This window comes from Spirosoma sp. (genome assembly GCF_026391055.1).
Classification (GTDB): domain Bacteria; phylum Bacteroidota; class Bacteroidia; order Cytophagales; family Spirosomataceae; genus Spirosoma.
This window is the reverse complement of record NZ_JAPLET010000025.1, coordinates 87,137-102,445: the sequence shown is the minus strand read 5'-3', so window position 1 is coordinate 102,445 and position 15,309 is coordinate 87,137. Positions and strand designations below refer to the sequence as shown.

The following is a 15,309-nucleotide window of genomic DNA, read 5'->3' as shown; positions in this document are numbered from 1 at the left end:
ATGATTAGTTTGTATATTCTTTCGGGCGCAAAGATAAGGAAAGTGACTAACCCGAGGTGTTTGTGATTTATGAACTTAGTATGATGCCCTACTTTCCCGTTGGATAGGATAAATTTCTGATTAGCTAAAGCATTGATAATTAAACAACATATATAGTATATTTGTTAAGTAGACAATAAGTCAACTCCCTAACTAAACGTGCTATGAAATTCGTATCGTCTTCCAACTCACTCGACTCCTTTGAATTCGCTATTCTGGGATATGGTAATGCTACAAGTAGCTGGCGCGACCGTAATCGGCTCCAGTGTCGGCTGTCGACTTTCTGGCGACAAAAGACAGATACGCAATCGGCACCGTTACAGACTTGGGAAGTTAAGCGTATGCTGATCGGACTGCGTTCGTTATGGAACAGGGCCAGCAGTCATGTGGCCCTTCGGTTCTCAGAGCCCGGCTTAAGCATGGACGCCAAAGCACTGCCCGATGATAAATATAGACTCCAGATTCAACTAGGGCATGACTTGACGCCCTCTTGGCACAACTACCCCGATTTTCCGCTGGAAATGGATATTGTTTTGAGTCGCAGTCAGTTACAGGAAGCTATACAGGAGTTGTCGGGACAGGTTGAAACGTATCCTGAGCGATAATAAACGACTAGATAATGTTTAAAAGCCAGCGGGCCAAGCTAACTATTAGCTTGGCCCGCTGGCTTTTTTCGTAATAGATCGCGTTAATTGCCGGGTTCGACTACCTCCTGATCGTCCAGCGCCTGATAGATCATCAGGCTGAATTTGTTGTCGAGTTCACCGCCGTAGCTTGTTCCCCACATTTGTTTCATCAGGACGGCGCAGAGTTTTTCTTTAGGATCGGCAAAGTAATCGGTGCTGAAAGCGCCACCCCAGGAGAATGTACCTACGCTGCTCAAATCCTGCGTGTGCCCCTTTTCGTTCGTGACGGCAAAACCCAGACTGAAATAGCTGTTCGGATCGGGAAAAAGGGTGCCGGTCTGGTTCGAATTGGTGAATAGTTCGACGCCCTTACGGCTGAGGAAACGCTTGCCGTTATATACCCCGTTGTTCAACAGCATTTGCAAAAAGATGGCGTAGTCATAGGCCGTACTTGATAAGCCGCCACCACCCGAGAAATACGCTTTTGCCCCTACAATCGGGAAATCAGGATCGGTAGGCAGGCTCTTTAGGGTAGCCGTTTTGACCAGCTTCTTGTCTTTACCTTCCGAGTACAACGCTACCAGACGGTCTCTTTTTGAATCGGGCAAGTAGAAATAGGTGTCTTTCATGCCCAGAGGCTCGAAAATGCGTTTCTGAAAAAACTGGTCCAGCGGCATCCCCGACACGACCTCTACCAAAGCGCCTAACACATCAATACTCAGGCCATACGTCCATTTTTCACCCGGTTGGTGATTGAGGGGGAGCTTCGCCAGTTTTCTGACGGCATCGCCAATTTTTATGTTCTGGGTCGTGAAGGCATCCACAATGCCGGCTTTGGTATAAATGGCCCGCATGTGCGGGTCGCTGGCAATGACGTTGTAATTGAGCCCCGACATGTGAGTGAGCAAATGTCGGATGGTGATTTCCCGCTTGGCCGGAATGGTGGTGTAAGTACTGTCTTTATCGTTGAATTTGTCGAGCACGACCGGCTTGCTAAATTCAGGAATGTAGTTGCTGATGGGGTCATCGAGCATGATTTTGCCCTCTTCATGAAGCATCATAACGGCCAGCGACGTAATGGCTTTGGTCATGGAGGCAATCCGGTAGATCGCATCTTTCGCCAGCGGTTTATTGTTATCGAGATCGGAGGTGCCGAACGCTTTGTGGTAAACGATCTTACCGTTTCGCACCACAATAGCGGTTACGCCGGGAAATGCCTTTTTGTCGATATACGATTGAATAAGCCCGTCGATGCGGTTGAGTCGTTCTGACGAAAAGCCTACCGTTTCAGGATTGGCCGCGGCCAGTAGCGGGGGCGTTTGCTTGGTACCGGTCTGTGCATACAGCGAAACGGCGGTGAAGGCAAACAGCAATACTGTTGCCCTGAGTTTGGAAAGAAATGTCATATAGCTAAATAGGTAAGGTTAAGGAGCTTACTGGCTTTAAATAACGCAATTCTCCTCTCAATTGTCAACATCCTTCACCAACGGTCGGCTATCCGTCTGTCGTGTTTCGTAGGGCATAACAAAGGCTTTCAGGTTTGGCGTGTGTGTGCGTTTACGCGTTAACTCGTATTGATAAATCGTTTGGCCCAGTTGATACAGAAATGGATGTCCTATGCTTTCATAGTCGTATTTGTCGTCGTTCAAAATGCCGTCGCTATTGGTGTAAAGCGTGGCGGTCAGCATATATTCGACCTTGTTGGCGAAGTCAACGACGTACGAGGCATCCGTCAGAAACCCGTAGGCCCAGCCCACTTTGTTGAATACCCGCACCCCTTTAGGCAACTGATGATGCAGACTATCCATGAAAAAGAACTTTACATAGGTATCGTAATACTGGCTGGCGTCGTACTTCGGGTAGTTGGTTTCGCCGGGAAGTTGTGACAGGTATTGATGCAGAAACCGGTAATCGTCAGGGGTTAAATTAAATCGCTTTCTGGCCGGAACAGAGGTTGGGAACATAACCGACTGCAGCACCTGCTGAAAGCTTTCGAGCGGGAATTTATTACGCTCGGTAAAGTTGAACGGCTCACGCACCAGACTGTCTTTCACGTAATAGCCTTTACCGAGTCGGGCCGTTCTCGAAAAATCGAACGGGTCCTGATTGTACGCTGCCGGTTGACTGTATATCAGCTTTCCCGATTCATCAATGAACCGAACGGCATTTGTATGCCGGTTCTCCTCGGCCGTCATCCGGACAAACCGGTGCGTGATGCGGGTGTCCAGGTAGCCCTTTGCATGAAGCGACCGGTTGATCTCGCCCTGCCCCACAAACTCATACATCCGGCTATACGGGTCATTTTCACTCACCAGAAAGGCTTTCCTGATAAGATGGGCGATGGAAGGATACCCGCTTTGCGCCGTTTTGTCCGTCCATTCTTTCGTCTGGCCGCTATACGAACTGTCGAACTGCATAGCCGTAAACTTTGTCAGTTTCAGGTTTCTGAGGTTGTTCAGCTTTTCCAGCGACAGTAAGGCCAGTGGCAGCTTCACCGTCGAGGCCGGGTTGAAATATTCGGTACTGTCGACCCGGAAGCAGTAGTTGGTAAACGAAGGTTTATTGTCTTTATCCCGGTCAATCTTTGTGTAGATGATTTGCAGCCGGTAGTCGTCCGGGTGCTGCATAACTTTCTTAAAAACAGGATGCTGGTTCGTAGCGAGTAGGTTTTTCAGAAACGAGTCGGTTCGTGGCTGGGCGAAGCCGGTTGTGCTTACGCCTAAAAACAGCCAGAAGTAAAGTTTTGTGAATGGGTGCATGGCATTAAATGTGCCGCTTTTGTACCGTGGGTCTTTAGCCCGCGCAGCCGTTAGGCTAAAGTTAAGAATTGAAAATACAAGCCCAGCAGTTGCGCGGGCTGAAGACCCGCGGTACATAAAACTACAAAACCAACTGTTCAAACAGCTTCGTCAGGGTTTCGCCCGCGTCGGTACACAGGCCGGGATGTACCGGCGACGATTGGACGATGGTGCTTCGTGTGGCCGTAAGCCAGCGGAAACGCTCGGCGATACCGAGCTGGCCGATGGTGCCGCCTTCCCGCCGACCCGCACAGATTTTTTCGAACGCCTGAATCCGTTCGCGAACTTCGTCGATGTCCAGATCGGCCGATAAGGCATGCAGCCGGGTTTCGTTCAGCGTGTACAGCGTTTTCAGAAAACCCAGCGAGCGGCAATAGACAATGACGCCCACATTTATAAATTCTTCCCGTTCAACGCGCGGCATGACGCGGATAACGGCATACTCAAACAAGTGCATGTCGGGCTTCGATGGCTGCGTTGACAAAAATTTCTGACGAGGTGAGTCGGGTCTCTAAAAACCGGGCATACACCTCCCGTTGCTCGTCCGGGGATTCCAGAACGGATGGGTTTATCAGCCAATCGTCCGGAATCAGCGCGACGATGTTTCGCAATAGTTCGGGCGTGAGCATGGCCCGGTATTCGGCGTCGACGGTGGCTAATTCTGACGCGCGGGGCAGCAGTACGTGGTCTTTGACCTGCACAAACGGCCGCTGGCTCTGGGCTTCCCAGTTGTCCCAGTTATGGTGAAAATAAAGAGCCGCGCCGTGGTCGATCAGCCAGAGCTCCTTATGCCAGATCAGCATATTGGTATTGCGGGCGGTGCGGTCAACGTTCGTTATGAAGCAGTCCAGCCACACAATCTGCGAGGCCAGTTTCGCATCGACCGTGTTCACGATGGCATCGAAAGTAATGGAGCCGGACAGGTAATGAAGCGCCAGATTGAGTCCCTCACTGGCGCGGAGCAGGTCCTGGATTTCTTCGTCAGGCTCGGTGCGGCCAAAGGCTTCATCGAGGGTGGCAAAGACGATTTCGGGAATACGCAGGCCGAGGGCGCGGGCAATTTCACCCGCTACCAGTTCCGCAATGAGGGCTTTGGTTCCCTGACCGGCCCCGCGAAACTTGAGTACGTACAGGAAATCGTCGTCGGCCTCGACCAGGGCGGGCAACGAGCCGCCTTCCCGCAGGGGTTTGGCGTAGCGCGTTACGTTAACGGTTCGGAGTTCAGGTTGATGAGTAGGCACAATACGTTAAGGATCGGTGTTCGAAGGCATAAAAGTATGGGGCATTCGGTAGTTTTGCTACATTCGGGCTAAATCCCTACCCACCTTACCCCGCTCATGAAGAAAAACGCCTGTTTCAGCGTCGTACTAGTCCTGCTGGCTGTCTCCATCACACAGGCGCAGCACTGGTATAAAGGCAACCTGCACACCCACTCGCTCTGGAGCGATGGCGACGACTACCCCGAAATGATTATGGACTGGTATAAATCCAATGGTTATCAGTTTGTTGGTCTGTCGGATCATAATATTTTGCAGGACGTTGATAAATGGGTAAATGTGCCTCGGCAGCCGGATCGACGCCGAACGTTCGACCGGTATCTGCGCACGTTTGGGCCGGATTGGGTGACGTACCGAAAAGGACAAAACGACTCGCTGAGTGTCCGGCTTAAAAAACTGGATGAGTATCGGAATTATTTTGAAGAACCGGGTAAGTTTCTAATCATAAAGAGTGAAGAAGTATCGACCGGCTATCAGGGCAAGCCCATTCACATGAACGTCACCAATGTGAAGAACCTGATTCGCCCGTTGCCCGGCAACAGCGTGGCTGATGTCATGCAAAACAACATCGACATGGTTGTGGCGCAGCGTCGGCAAACGGGCCAGCCCATGTTTCCGCATATCAACCACCCCAACTTTTACTACGCCATCAAAGCCGAAGACCTGATGCAGCTCCGGTACGAACGCTTTTTTGAAGTCTTTAACGGGCATCATCTGGTCAATAATTACGGCGACAGCACCCACGAAGGCACCGAGGCCATGTGGGATAAAATAAACCTACATTTCCTGCAGCAGGCTCGTCCACTGATGTACGGCCTAGGTACGGATGATAGCCACAATTATTACTTTTTCGGCCCTTCGTTCAGCAATTCGGGCCGGAGCTGGGTCATGGTCGATGCGCCCGAACTAACACCAAGGGCACTAATTGAGTCTATGGAGACCGGGCGTTTCTACGCTACCTCGGGGGTTACGCTAAAGCAATTGCCGCAGGCTGGAAGCAAGCTCGTGGTGCGGGTCAAAACCGAGCCAGATGTGACGTACCGCATTCAGTTTTTCGGTGTCAGAAAAGGTAGTATACAGGCCGAATTGCTCCGTGACGTTGCCGATACAGCCGCTACTTATGCGCTGACGGATGACTTATTATTGCTTCGGGCGAAGGTCATTTCCAGCAAGCCCAAGTATAACCCCTTTATGCCTGGGGATGTTGAAACGGCCTGGACACAGCCTATTGCCCAAACCATTGTACCACAGCAGCTTGCCGGGGTGGCCCCACTTGCCAATGGCCACGCACATAACGATTACGAACAGTCGCGCCCGCTTTGGGATGCGCTGGATAACGGCTTCACCAGTGTTGAAGCCGACGTACATCTGATCGACGACACTTTGTATGTAGCGCACGACCGGCCAACTATCAAAAATCCGGCGGCTACGCTCGAAAACCTGTACCTCAAACCGCTGGCCGAGCGAATCCGGAAAAATGGCGGCCAGGTGTTCCCAACGTATAAAGGCCCGTTTTACCTGATGATCGACGCCAAAACCAACGCCGACAGCACGTATCAGGCACTGACGAAGCTGCTGCAACGATACCGCTCGTTACTGACTACGGGGGCTAAAGGTAAATCGGGTGTTGTCTCCGTTGTTCTGTCGGGTAATCGGTCGGTTGAGTCAATTGCCAAAGCAAAAGGACGTTTGGTTTCAGTCGACGGGCGTCCTGATGATTTGGGAAAGGGCTATTCTCCGGCGGTGATGCCGTATATCAGCGATGAGTACCAACATCAATTAAGCTGGCGCGGGAAAGGCAATATGCCCGCTGAGGAATTTCAACGATTACGTCAGCTGGTTGGTAAAGTACATGCCGAAGGGAAAAAGCTACGATTCTGGGCGAGTCCCGAAGATCCGCTCGTCTGGGCAAAGCTCCGCGAAGCAGGCGTCGATTTTATCGGTACCGACCAACAAGTGCTGGTCCGGGATTTCCTACTAAAGGCGGCCGATCGTAAATAAGTCGATTGCAGAGTATAGAACAACTTATTGATTTAACTTTATCATACAACCTACTCCTTCATGAAAGTCACCTTAATTGCCTCGTTACTCCTAACTGCCTTGTTTCTGCATGTTAACGCCAACGCCCAAGGTAGTTTATCAAAATCAATCGGCCCTGACGTTGATAAGCTCTTTGCCAGCATACCTGACTTTAGTGGTGTAGTGCTCATCGCCGATAAAGGCAAGCCAGTTTACGAAAAAGCCTTTGGCTACAAACAATTCGAGACAAAAGATCCGTTGACCACATCATCTGTTTTTGAACTGGCCTCGGTCTCGAAACAGTTTACGGCCATGACAATCATGATGCTGAAGCAGGGGGGGAAACTGGCGTACGATGACCGGATTGATAAATACATTTCTGGGCTGCCGTATCCGGGTATTACCATCCGGCATCTGCTCAATCATACTTCCGGCCTGCCCGATTATCAGGATGTGATGGACAAGCACTGGGACAAGAGCAAAGTGGCTAACAACGCCGATAATATTTCCTATCTGATCAAGTATCATCCTGCAAAACTGTTTGAGCCCGGTGCCAAATACACATATAGCAATACAGGCTATATGCTGCTGGCGAGCATTGCTGAACGGGCATCCGGACAGGATTTTATTAGCTTCTGCCGGACGCGTATGTTTAACCCCCTTGGCATGACGCATACCGACATTCGTACCAAAGCGGCAAAGCTAAAACTACCTGACGTGGCTTGGGGGCATATTTATGTGCCCGAGAAGAAACGCTACGTTCAGGCTGATTCCTTCCCCGAATTCAATTACGCCATCTGGCTGGGCGACCGCAAGGGGCCCGGTCGTATCAGTTCTACCGCCGAAGATTTGCTGAAGTGGGACCGCGCACTCTATTCCGATAAACTTGTTAGTCAGCAAACGTTGAGAGACGCCTTTACCCCGGCTAAACTCAATGATGGCTCACTATCCTCATACGGCTTCGGGTGGGAGTTGTCGCAAAGTCCGAAACTGGGCCGTCTTGTCTGGCACGACGGCGATAACCCCGGCTACAAAACCCAGATCATGCGCTACATCGACGCCGACAAAACGATTATCGTGCTTTGTAACAATGCCCACGAGAAAAAGGCCGACATTATTAAAGCGCTACAGGCGCTGGTTGAGAAGTAGGATATTGTCAGTTCAAATCTATAAGGTTTCTAAAACCTTATAGATTTGAAGTCTAACCTATTTATTGAATATTCATTCGCCTGATTTTTTCGCCGTCAAACGTGTAGACATGCTTAACTACACCATCTGTCAGAAGATGGCCTTTTCGGTCGTGAATCAACTGATGAACAATCACTTCTATTTGTCCATCGGCCTTCTCCTGCATAGAAATGGGCGTTACTTCCGGGTCAATTTCCTGCCATTGCCGGGTCCAGTAGGTACGCACGTCTTCGTGCCCGTGTACATAACCGCCTTCCCAGCCGTTGGGCCACTGCACATCCGGGTGCATCAGGTTTAGTGCGCCATCAATATCTCTGGCATTGAAGGCATGGTAGGCTCGATTGATCAGGTCTTGATAGTCCATGGCTTATAAGAGGCAATAGTTTAGTACTTGACTTTGTGCCTCAAAAAAAGCGGATCTTGCAGGAGTTGCGTGTCGGTATGTGTTGAGATTTTGTGGGATTTACCCGAGATTGGGAACGTGGGACTTTTTCGGTAGTGCAGAGTACCACTTCACGCTACTGAAAGGTCAATAATAAAACTTGTCATAAATCCTGATGATCGACATAACTACAATCCGGTAAATGGCGTTAGCCTATCCCGAAACAACTGAGCAGCCGCATTTTGAAAAAACCTCGTTCAGAGTCGGAAAGAAAGTTTTTGCCACCTACAATGGCCCTTACAACCGGATTTGTGTGAAATTGTCCGAACTCGATCAGGATGCATTTTGCAGCTTCGATAGCTCCGTAATATACCCGGTTCCCAACAAGTGGGGTAAGCAAGGCTGGACACTTATCAATCTAGCTACCGTTCAGGAAGAGACGCTTATAGACGCTCTAATGATGGCCTATTGCGAGGTAGCGCCTACACAACTGGCGACTCTTGTAAAAGGGGATCGGTATGAGTAGATGATTTTTAACCAGCCATAAAGTAGTTAATTCATTTGTGTTTTAACGAAACAAGATAGGTAGTCAGATATGACTTTTTATGCCGAAACAGTCCGGCAGCTCCGGCAGGACCATTACCCGAATGCACAATTAACGAAACAGATAATCCAGGCCAAGAGATTTATCGACGCTAATTTTGGTGAGGGTATTGATCTTAAGAAGATGGCCGGAGCGGCTTTTTATTCAAAGTTTCACTTCATCCGGTGTTTTAAATCACTGTATGGCCGTACGCCAAACCAGTATCTGACATCGGTACGAATACTGAACGCAAAGCAGTTGCTTCTTACTGACGATAGTGTTACCAGTGTATGTTACAAGGTCGGGTTTGACAGCGTAACGACTTTTGCAGGACTTTTTAAACGAATGACAGGGACAACACCCACCGAGTATAGGCGTCGAAAAAAGCAATTTTCAAGACATGAGACCGGGAATCTGTTCGGAGATTTGCCGCTTAACCTGCTAAACACGGATACATGAAAATCAGACTTACCAGCGTGATGGTCGATAACCAGACTAAAGCCCTTGCCTTTTACACAACGGTGCTGGGTTTTGTGAAAAAGACGGAAATGCCCATAGGCGAGCACAAGTGGTTGACCGTGGTGGCTAAAGACGAACAGGATGGGGTTGAATTACTGCTGGAGCCCATAGGCTTTGCACCCGCTCAAACGTACCAGAAAGCACTTTTTGAAGCCGGTATTCCGCTGGCTTCGTTCTCGGTAGATGACCTCGATACGGAGTACAACCGGCTGACCGGACTAGGCGTCTCGTTCAGCATGTCGCCAACCCAGATGGGTGCCGTTAAACTGGCCGTTCTGGACGATACCTGCGGTAATCACATCCAGTTGATGCAGGTGCTGTAAAAGGACGGTGCCACAATGTCTGTTAAAACACTGTATATGTACGGAAGGAGGGCGGTTTAATGGCGGGCGTATCGCGGCTACAGTTATAAATGTTTCGCGTTGCCTAATGGGCTACGAGTAGCTGTATTATGAAAACTTTAATGTTCAGATCGGTAGGGCGGTGGTAAAAATCGGGCGTTTTCAGAACGGTAAACGTGTAGGATAAGCAGAAGTTAAGTAGTTAATTATCTTATAGATAGGTGTAGTATAAAATCATGATGACAAGCCGTCGGCAGGGTAAATTCTTTTCGACTCACTAGCTGTTATAGACGTTCAATAAAACTCTGCCTGGTGGTTGGAGACAGGTATTTAATGGTTATAAATGGCGTAATTTGCTTGTGAATATTAGTTTGTCTTTTCGCTTTAATGAACTCTATAAGGTTATATTTTACCATTTTAGTTACGCTGACTATTAGCGTTGTAAAAGCTCAGAAGATCAGCATTGACTATTTGCCGGGCCCTTTTTGTATCCAGACACATGCTACTATTCCATTTACGGTCTCCGGGCGATTTGGTACCGATAACGCGTTTCGGGTGCAGATTCAAAATGCTTATAACAGCCAATTGATGTACACCTCAGAGGGCATATCGGCCAGCCCGGCACGTATACAGATACCCACTGATTTGCCGTATTACTACGATTCGGGTCGGTATCAGATTCGGGTTATTAGCAGTAATCCGTATGCTGAAAGCAACTGGACAAGTTTGCCGGCCGTTTATGACCCTGCCGTCGTGACCCTTGCCCCACTGCCGTTTTCGATGGCTAACCCAAATCAGGCGGTGCCGTTGCGTTTTATGGTACAAGGGAGTAGCTCGGTTCAGGTTACCCTGTCGGACGGTACCCAGCATGAACTGACGGGCTGCTGTAACAATCAATTTGAGAGCCAGCGTTTCGTATACCCCGAAAAAACAACCACCTACGCCATCGCTTCGGTACAAAATGTATGCGGAACTGGAAAAGGACAGGGAACAGTAACGTTGACCGTAAACCCAATTGCGACAAGAGCTCTGTCAGTCACGCCTTCCCGCATTTGCGCCGGTAATTATGTATATGTTACTTACAGTAAGTCTGGCGGAACATTTGCGTCAACTAACAAATTCAAAATTCGGCTCATTACCTATAATCCATTTGTTTACGATCAGCCAGCGGGTAAGTATTATGATTTTGACGGAGAGGAGTCAAACGGGACGGTTCGGGCTTTCATCCCCGCTTCATTTGAGGGAGGGTACTCCTTTTACGTGCAGGTACTGACAACTAATCCGGTTACGGCAAGCGATCCATATACTTCTGGGGTCAGTATCAATACGCCAGCCTCTGCTGAACTGGTGACAGCCAGTCCAACCATCAATTACGGTCAGCAACAAACGCTGGCTGTTCAGGTAACCGGACGGGGGCCGTATCAGGTAGTACTTAACGACAGTTTACAAATTCCAATCGATGATTATAGCGAAGGAAGCGGTTTTGGCAGTATCGAGGTAAAGCCCCGCCAGACCACGACGTACCGTGTTACCGGTTTTCAGAGCACGTGTGGTCCATCGACCACTAAAGCATCCAGTACTATTGTAACAGTACGTCCGGGTGTGGCTATCGACTCATTGCCGGGAAGTGGCTTTGCGCGCGGCCCTGTCTGCGAAGGGGCGTTGCTAAAGCTACCTGTTTCCATGAACATCGCTCCGCAGGCTGCCACCCGGTTTTTTGTCGACTTTCGCTATCAGGAAAAAACGCTGGCTTCGGCACCGGCAACGTTACAGAATGGTAACGTGCTCACGCTGACCGTACCTGTATTACCCACTGATACATCGAATTTTAACGGAATTCGTCAGTACACCGTACGGGTTCGAACAACGGCCCCGGATACGGAAGGGGGAGCCGAGTTGAACCAGGTTTTGATTGTCGTCAGAAAACCCAATCCCATCTTTGCCTCCTATAGCCGTCAAATCACACTCGATAAGCCAGGCGTAGCCGCTGTAAGTATTCGGAATCTGGGAGGAGGTCCCGCTGAGATTAAATTCTCGAACGGAATGGTAGTGTCCGCGACCTGCTTGTATTGCGACGATACGTTCACTGAACTGTATGCCAGTCAGACAACTACGTTCCGGATTGACTACGTTCAAAACGCGTGTGGTCGAATCGATAATCCACCAACGGAAGCGAGGGTAACGGTAAACAGTTCGTATCCAGTTGGTATTGAAATTGATTCGGTGCAGCAGAACCGGTGCAATAGCGATAGCATTCTGGTTTACTTTCGGACAAAAGGTACATTTGATGCAGGTAATGAGTTCCGGATTCAGGCAGCATCGCCGTCTCTGGGAGAGGGGTGGGGCTGGACCGATGGCCCGGTTGTAGGACGTGGAACGCGTAGTCCAATACGAATAAAGCTGGGAGAAGATAGTAAGCTTCGAATCAGCGCAACGAGCCCGGTTGTGTTCAGCAATGAAATCCGGGTATCCGTAAACCAGAAACCGACTGCCGACCTCAATACACCTGAGGGTATCAATTATTACCATTTATACGGCTCTGAACCCAATACCATACCGGCGGGTAGCTCGGTAACGCTGGATGTTAACTACCTTCGGGGAAAGGGGCCGTTTCGTACGGTTTTTACGGACGGGAAGACGGATTTTGTTAATCCATCCGGAACAAATGTTGTGGTGAAACCAGCTGGGCCAACTACGTACCGGCTGAAGACGATTGCCAATGCCTGTGGACAGGGGGAGGTAAGTACACGTAGTATAACGTATGTACCAATGCCCTACCGCATCGAAATTGCCGTGCGGCCGAGTAGTAACCCTTACTATTTCAGTTTCTGCGCTGGAAGCGCCTGGAGTCTGCCATTTATAACAAATCCTACGGCCCCTGTGGGTACCGTGTTTACCCTCCAGCTTGCTTCCCGAAAAGATTCGGTATTTAACGACATTGCCACAACCACAAGCTCGTCATTACTTATTTCAGTGCCTACATCCCTGACGGCGGGGGACTATTACCTTCGAATTATTGCCAAAGCTACCGGTGCCCGAACGGCTTCCTTGCCAGTACAGGTATTACTACCACCCACGGCGACACTGCTGCCCGTTGACCCCGTTTCGGCCACCCTATCACCCGGTAATTCCGCTTCTTTGAAAGTCAACCTAACGGGCTCATCACCCTGGGATGTGTTTTTCAGCGATAGAACCTGGGCTTCCTTTTATGGGTCACCGGGTGTCCGTGAAATCCAGCCTCAGGCTGGACGAACGTACACGTTGCAAACTGTGAGCAATATGTGCGGCTATGGAACGGTATCGGGTGAAGCCACCGTTCGGGTAAAACCGCAGCTACGGCTAGCACTGGAGTCTACCAGAGAAGCCATATGTGTGGGTAGTACGGTTGCATTTCAACTCCTGACATCGGGTGATTTCCTGCCTACGACCAGCCTTAACTTCGTCCTGGTCAACACCGACTCAATGACCGAAACGGTTCTCGCGACCAGCCCGATCGGTGTTACCAGTGTATCGTTGAAAATGCCCGCCGATCTGCCGCCGGGATCTTACCTGGTTCGGGTAACAGCCTCCGATGGGTCACAGGCCAGTACTCAGCCATTTGCGGTTAATGTTCCGCCCCGGTACACGCTGACGGGGAGTACAACTATCAACGCTGGTCAATCGACCTACTTGACCCTGCAGCGTACCGGTCCGGGAGCGGAGACGGACGCGGTTCATTATATGCTGTCTGACGGTTACCAGGAAACGGTTTTCACCTATGGGTCAATAGCGTCTATCCAGGTAACGCCCACCCAAACAACTACCTATCGACTGACAAGCCTGACCAATGGGTGCGGTGTTGGTCAGGGAACGGGCAGTGCTGTCGTGGTGGTTAATCCGCTTCAGGAAAAAATGGTTAGTGTCATATCGGCCGGACAACTGTGTAGTGGTACGTCCGTTTCTGTGAACTTTAGTAGTCAGGGGGCGTTTACGGCGTCGAACAAGTTTACCGTGCAGATATCCGACTTGACGGGAGAAAATTTTCAACCGCTGTCTACAACAGGTACGGCGAGTCCGCTTGTGGCCCTTATTCCCGCCAACATACCTGCCGGATACGGGTATCGGTTGCGTATCGTGGCCAGCGATGTAAACACAGCTAGCGGTAACAGCCCAAACGTATACCGGCTGGCTACGGGTGCAACAGCTGCGTTTGATTCAACCACGTATTATCTGCGACCTAATACGACTGTGCAACTCAAGGTGCGTTTTACGGGAGATGGGCCCTGGTATTATACCATCAGTTCAAATAAAAACGCAAGTATTTTTTACGCCACGAAAAACCCTGACATTGTGGCTTTTCAACCCCTTCAACCAACCACGTATCAACTTATCAATGTATCAAATGGCTGCGGAATGGGGCGGATTGTTGAACCCTCTACTGCCCGGGTTGAGTTAGTTACGGCTACTGAAATAGGCGAGCTGCCTAAGGTGACCTTTTATCCGAACCCGGCCTCGGATAGAATATGGGTGAACCTGAAAAACATACCAAAGCCCGTGGTCCTTAGTCTCATCGACCTCAACGGACGATTGCTAAAGCAGGTTACCGCGCGGCAGGACATCCTGGAGTTTCCCATAAGCGAACTGTCGGATACCAGCTTGTTCCTGCATGTACAGCTAAACGAAACGAGTAAACCACTTATATACCATGTTGTTCGACAACCATAGCAGCAGAAAGTTTTCTTTAACGTGAATATTGAGTTTACTATTTGACCATCAAGTAGGTTTAGTGCCTTAGGTACTGAATGCTTGTAGCATAAGTCCGCTAGGCGGCCATTATTCATGTTACCTTTAGGATTCTATGAACTTTGGTTGGCTGATGCAAGACCACCAGGCTACTATTTGTCAAACCAGCCAGCGGTGCTGCGTATAGGCATCGTTCCAGAAATACCATTCCAGACGACTCGATACTCGAAACGCTTCCCGCATTTGCTCCAGCTCCATCGGTCCGGCCGTTTCGGCATATTTATCGGTGAGGACAAGCATCTGATTGACCGACTGATCAAAGGCATCGCCCGCATAGGTGTCGATCCAGCTTCGGTAGGGGTTTTCCTGAATGGCCCGTTCGTAGATGTGCTTACCCACCTGCCGGTAGATCCAGAAACAGGGCAGCACCGCAGCGGCACCAACGGCAAGGGACTGTAACGAGGTTGTGGCCAGCAGGTAATTCGTATAGGCAAAACAGGCTGGCATCTTCGCCGTTTGGGGCCGTATATCGTAGAGTGAAAAATAGGTCTCGTGCAACGCCCGCTCCACCAGAATGGCGTTCTGGGCAAACAGCGTGAAAGCCAGCATATCGTCGGGCGTGGTAGCTCGTGCGGCTAGTTGGCTCAAGGCCCGGCTGAAGTCCGTAAGGTAAAGGGCATCTTGCTGAATGTAGTATTGAAACGTTGGCGACGGGAGGCTACCGTCCATTAGCTCGGTAACAAAGCCGTGTTCGAGTACAGACTGATAAATGGGGCTGATATCCTGCCAGAGTTGGTCGGTGAAGGTCATGATGG

Annotated in this window: 13 protein-coding genes; 7 read left to right on the top strand and 6 right to left on the bottom strand. The window is 50.0% G+C overall.

What is annotated here, in order from left to right; translation table 11 throughout:
• Positions 1-203: 203 nt before the first annotated feature.
• Positions 204-644: a hypothetical protein gene (locus NT073_RS22300; RefSeq protein ID WP_297377849.1), complete on the top strand. Its 441-nt coding sequence runs from the start codon at positions 204-206 to the stop codon at positions 642-644.
• Positions 645-727: 83 nt separating this feature from the next.
• On the opposite strand, the gene NT073_RS22295 is transcribed toward NT073_RS22300, so the two are convergent.
• The 4 genes from NT073_RS22295 to NT073_RS22280 all read right to left on the bottom strand — a co-directional run bounded on the left by NT073_RS22295 (position 728) and on the right by NT073_RS22280 (position 4,704).
• Positions 728-2,071 (bottom strand): serine hydrolase domain-containing protein, encoded by a 1,344-nt coding sequence (locus NT073_RS22295; RefSeq protein ID WP_297377847.1) that lies wholly within the window; start codon positions 2,069-2,071, stop codon positions 728-730.
• Between the two features lie 57 nt (positions 2,072-2,128).
• A complete protein-coding gene (locus tag NT073_RS22290) occupies positions 2,129-3,424 on the bottom strand; it encodes a serine hydrolase (RefSeq protein ID WP_297377845.1) in 1,296 nt (431 codons plus the stop codon).
• Positions 3,425-3,545: 121 nt separating this feature from the next.
• Positions 3,546-3,920, bottom strand: a complete 375-nt coding sequence (locus NT073_RS22285) for a DUF3037 domain-containing protein (RefSeq protein WP_297378372.1) — start codon at positions 3,918-3,920, stop codon at positions 3,546-3,548.
• Positions 3,907-4,704, bottom strand: coding sequence for a HipA family kinase (locus tag NT073_RS22280; RefSeq protein WP_297377843.1), 798 nt, complete (start codon positions 4,702-4,704; stop codon positions 3,907-3,909). Before NT073_RS22280 ends, NT073_RS22285 begins: the two co-directional genes overlap by 14 nt.
• 96 nt (positions 4,705-4,800) lie before the next feature.
• On the opposite strand from NT073_RS22280, the gene NT073_RS22275 reads away from it, so the two are divergent.
• A complete protein-coding gene (locus tag NT073_RS22275; RefSeq protein WP_297377841.1) occupies positions 4,801-6,741 on the top strand; it encodes a histidinol-phosphatase in 1,941 nt (646 codons plus the stop codon).
• Positions 6,742-6,801: 60 nt separating this feature from the next.
• Positions 6,802-7,908 carry a serine hydrolase domain-containing protein gene (locus NT073_RS22270; protein WP_297377839.1) on the top strand — a complete coding sequence of 369 codons (1,107 nt, stop codon included), beginning with the start codon at positions 6,802-6,804 and terminating at the stop codon, positions 7,906-7,908.
• 61 nt (positions 7,909-7,969) lie between these two features.
• Here NT073_RS22270 and NT073_RS22265 read toward each other — a convergent pair whose 3' ends face one another.
• On the bottom strand, positions 7,970-8,311 hold the full coding sequence (locus tag NT073_RS22265) for a nuclear transport factor 2 family protein (RefSeq protein WP_297377837.1): 342 nt from the start codon (positions 8,309-8,311) through the stop codon (positions 7,970-7,972).
• A gap of 220 nt (positions 8,312-8,531) precedes the next feature.
• Between NT073_RS22265 and NT073_RS22260 the strand changes: the two genes are divergently transcribed.
• The 4 genes from NT073_RS22260 (at position 8,532) to NT073_RS22245 (ending at position 14,476) form a co-directional block, all read left to right on the top strand.
• Complete coding sequence (locus NT073_RS22260) at positions 8,532-8,855, top strand: MmcQ/YjbR family DNA-binding protein (protein ID WP_297377835.1); 324 nt, start codon at positions 8,532-8,534, stop codon at positions 8,853-8,855.
• A gap of 69 nt (positions 8,856-8,924) precedes the next feature.
• Positions 8,925-9,371, top strand: a complete 447-nt coding sequence (locus NT073_RS22255; RefSeq protein ID WP_297377833.1) for an AraC family transcriptional regulator — start codon at positions 8,925-8,927, stop codon at positions 9,369-9,371.
• Positions 9,368-9,754, top strand: a complete 387-nt coding sequence (locus tag NT073_RS22250) for a VOC family protein (RefSeq protein ID WP_297377831.1) — start codon at positions 9,368-9,370, stop codon at positions 9,752-9,754. Before NT073_RS22255 ends, NT073_RS22250 begins: the two co-directional genes overlap by 4 nt.
• Positions 9,755-10,159: 405 nt before the next feature.
• Complete coding sequence (locus tag NT073_RS22245; RefSeq protein ID WP_297377829.1) at positions 10,160-14,476, top strand: hypothetical protein; 4,317 nt, start codon at positions 10,160-10,162, stop codon at positions 14,474-14,476.
• 177 nt (positions 14,477-14,653) lie between these two features.
• Here the strand turns inward: NT073_RS22245 and tenA are convergent, their stop codons facing one another.
• The gene (gene tenA / locus NT073_RS22240) at positions 14,654-15,304 is read right to left on the bottom strand and encodes a thiaminase II (RefSeq protein WP_297377827.1); all 651 of its coding nucleotides are present in this window, start codon (positions 15,302-15,304) and stop codon (positions 14,654-14,656) included.
• Between the last annotated feature and the right edge of the window lie 5 nt (positions 15,305-15,309).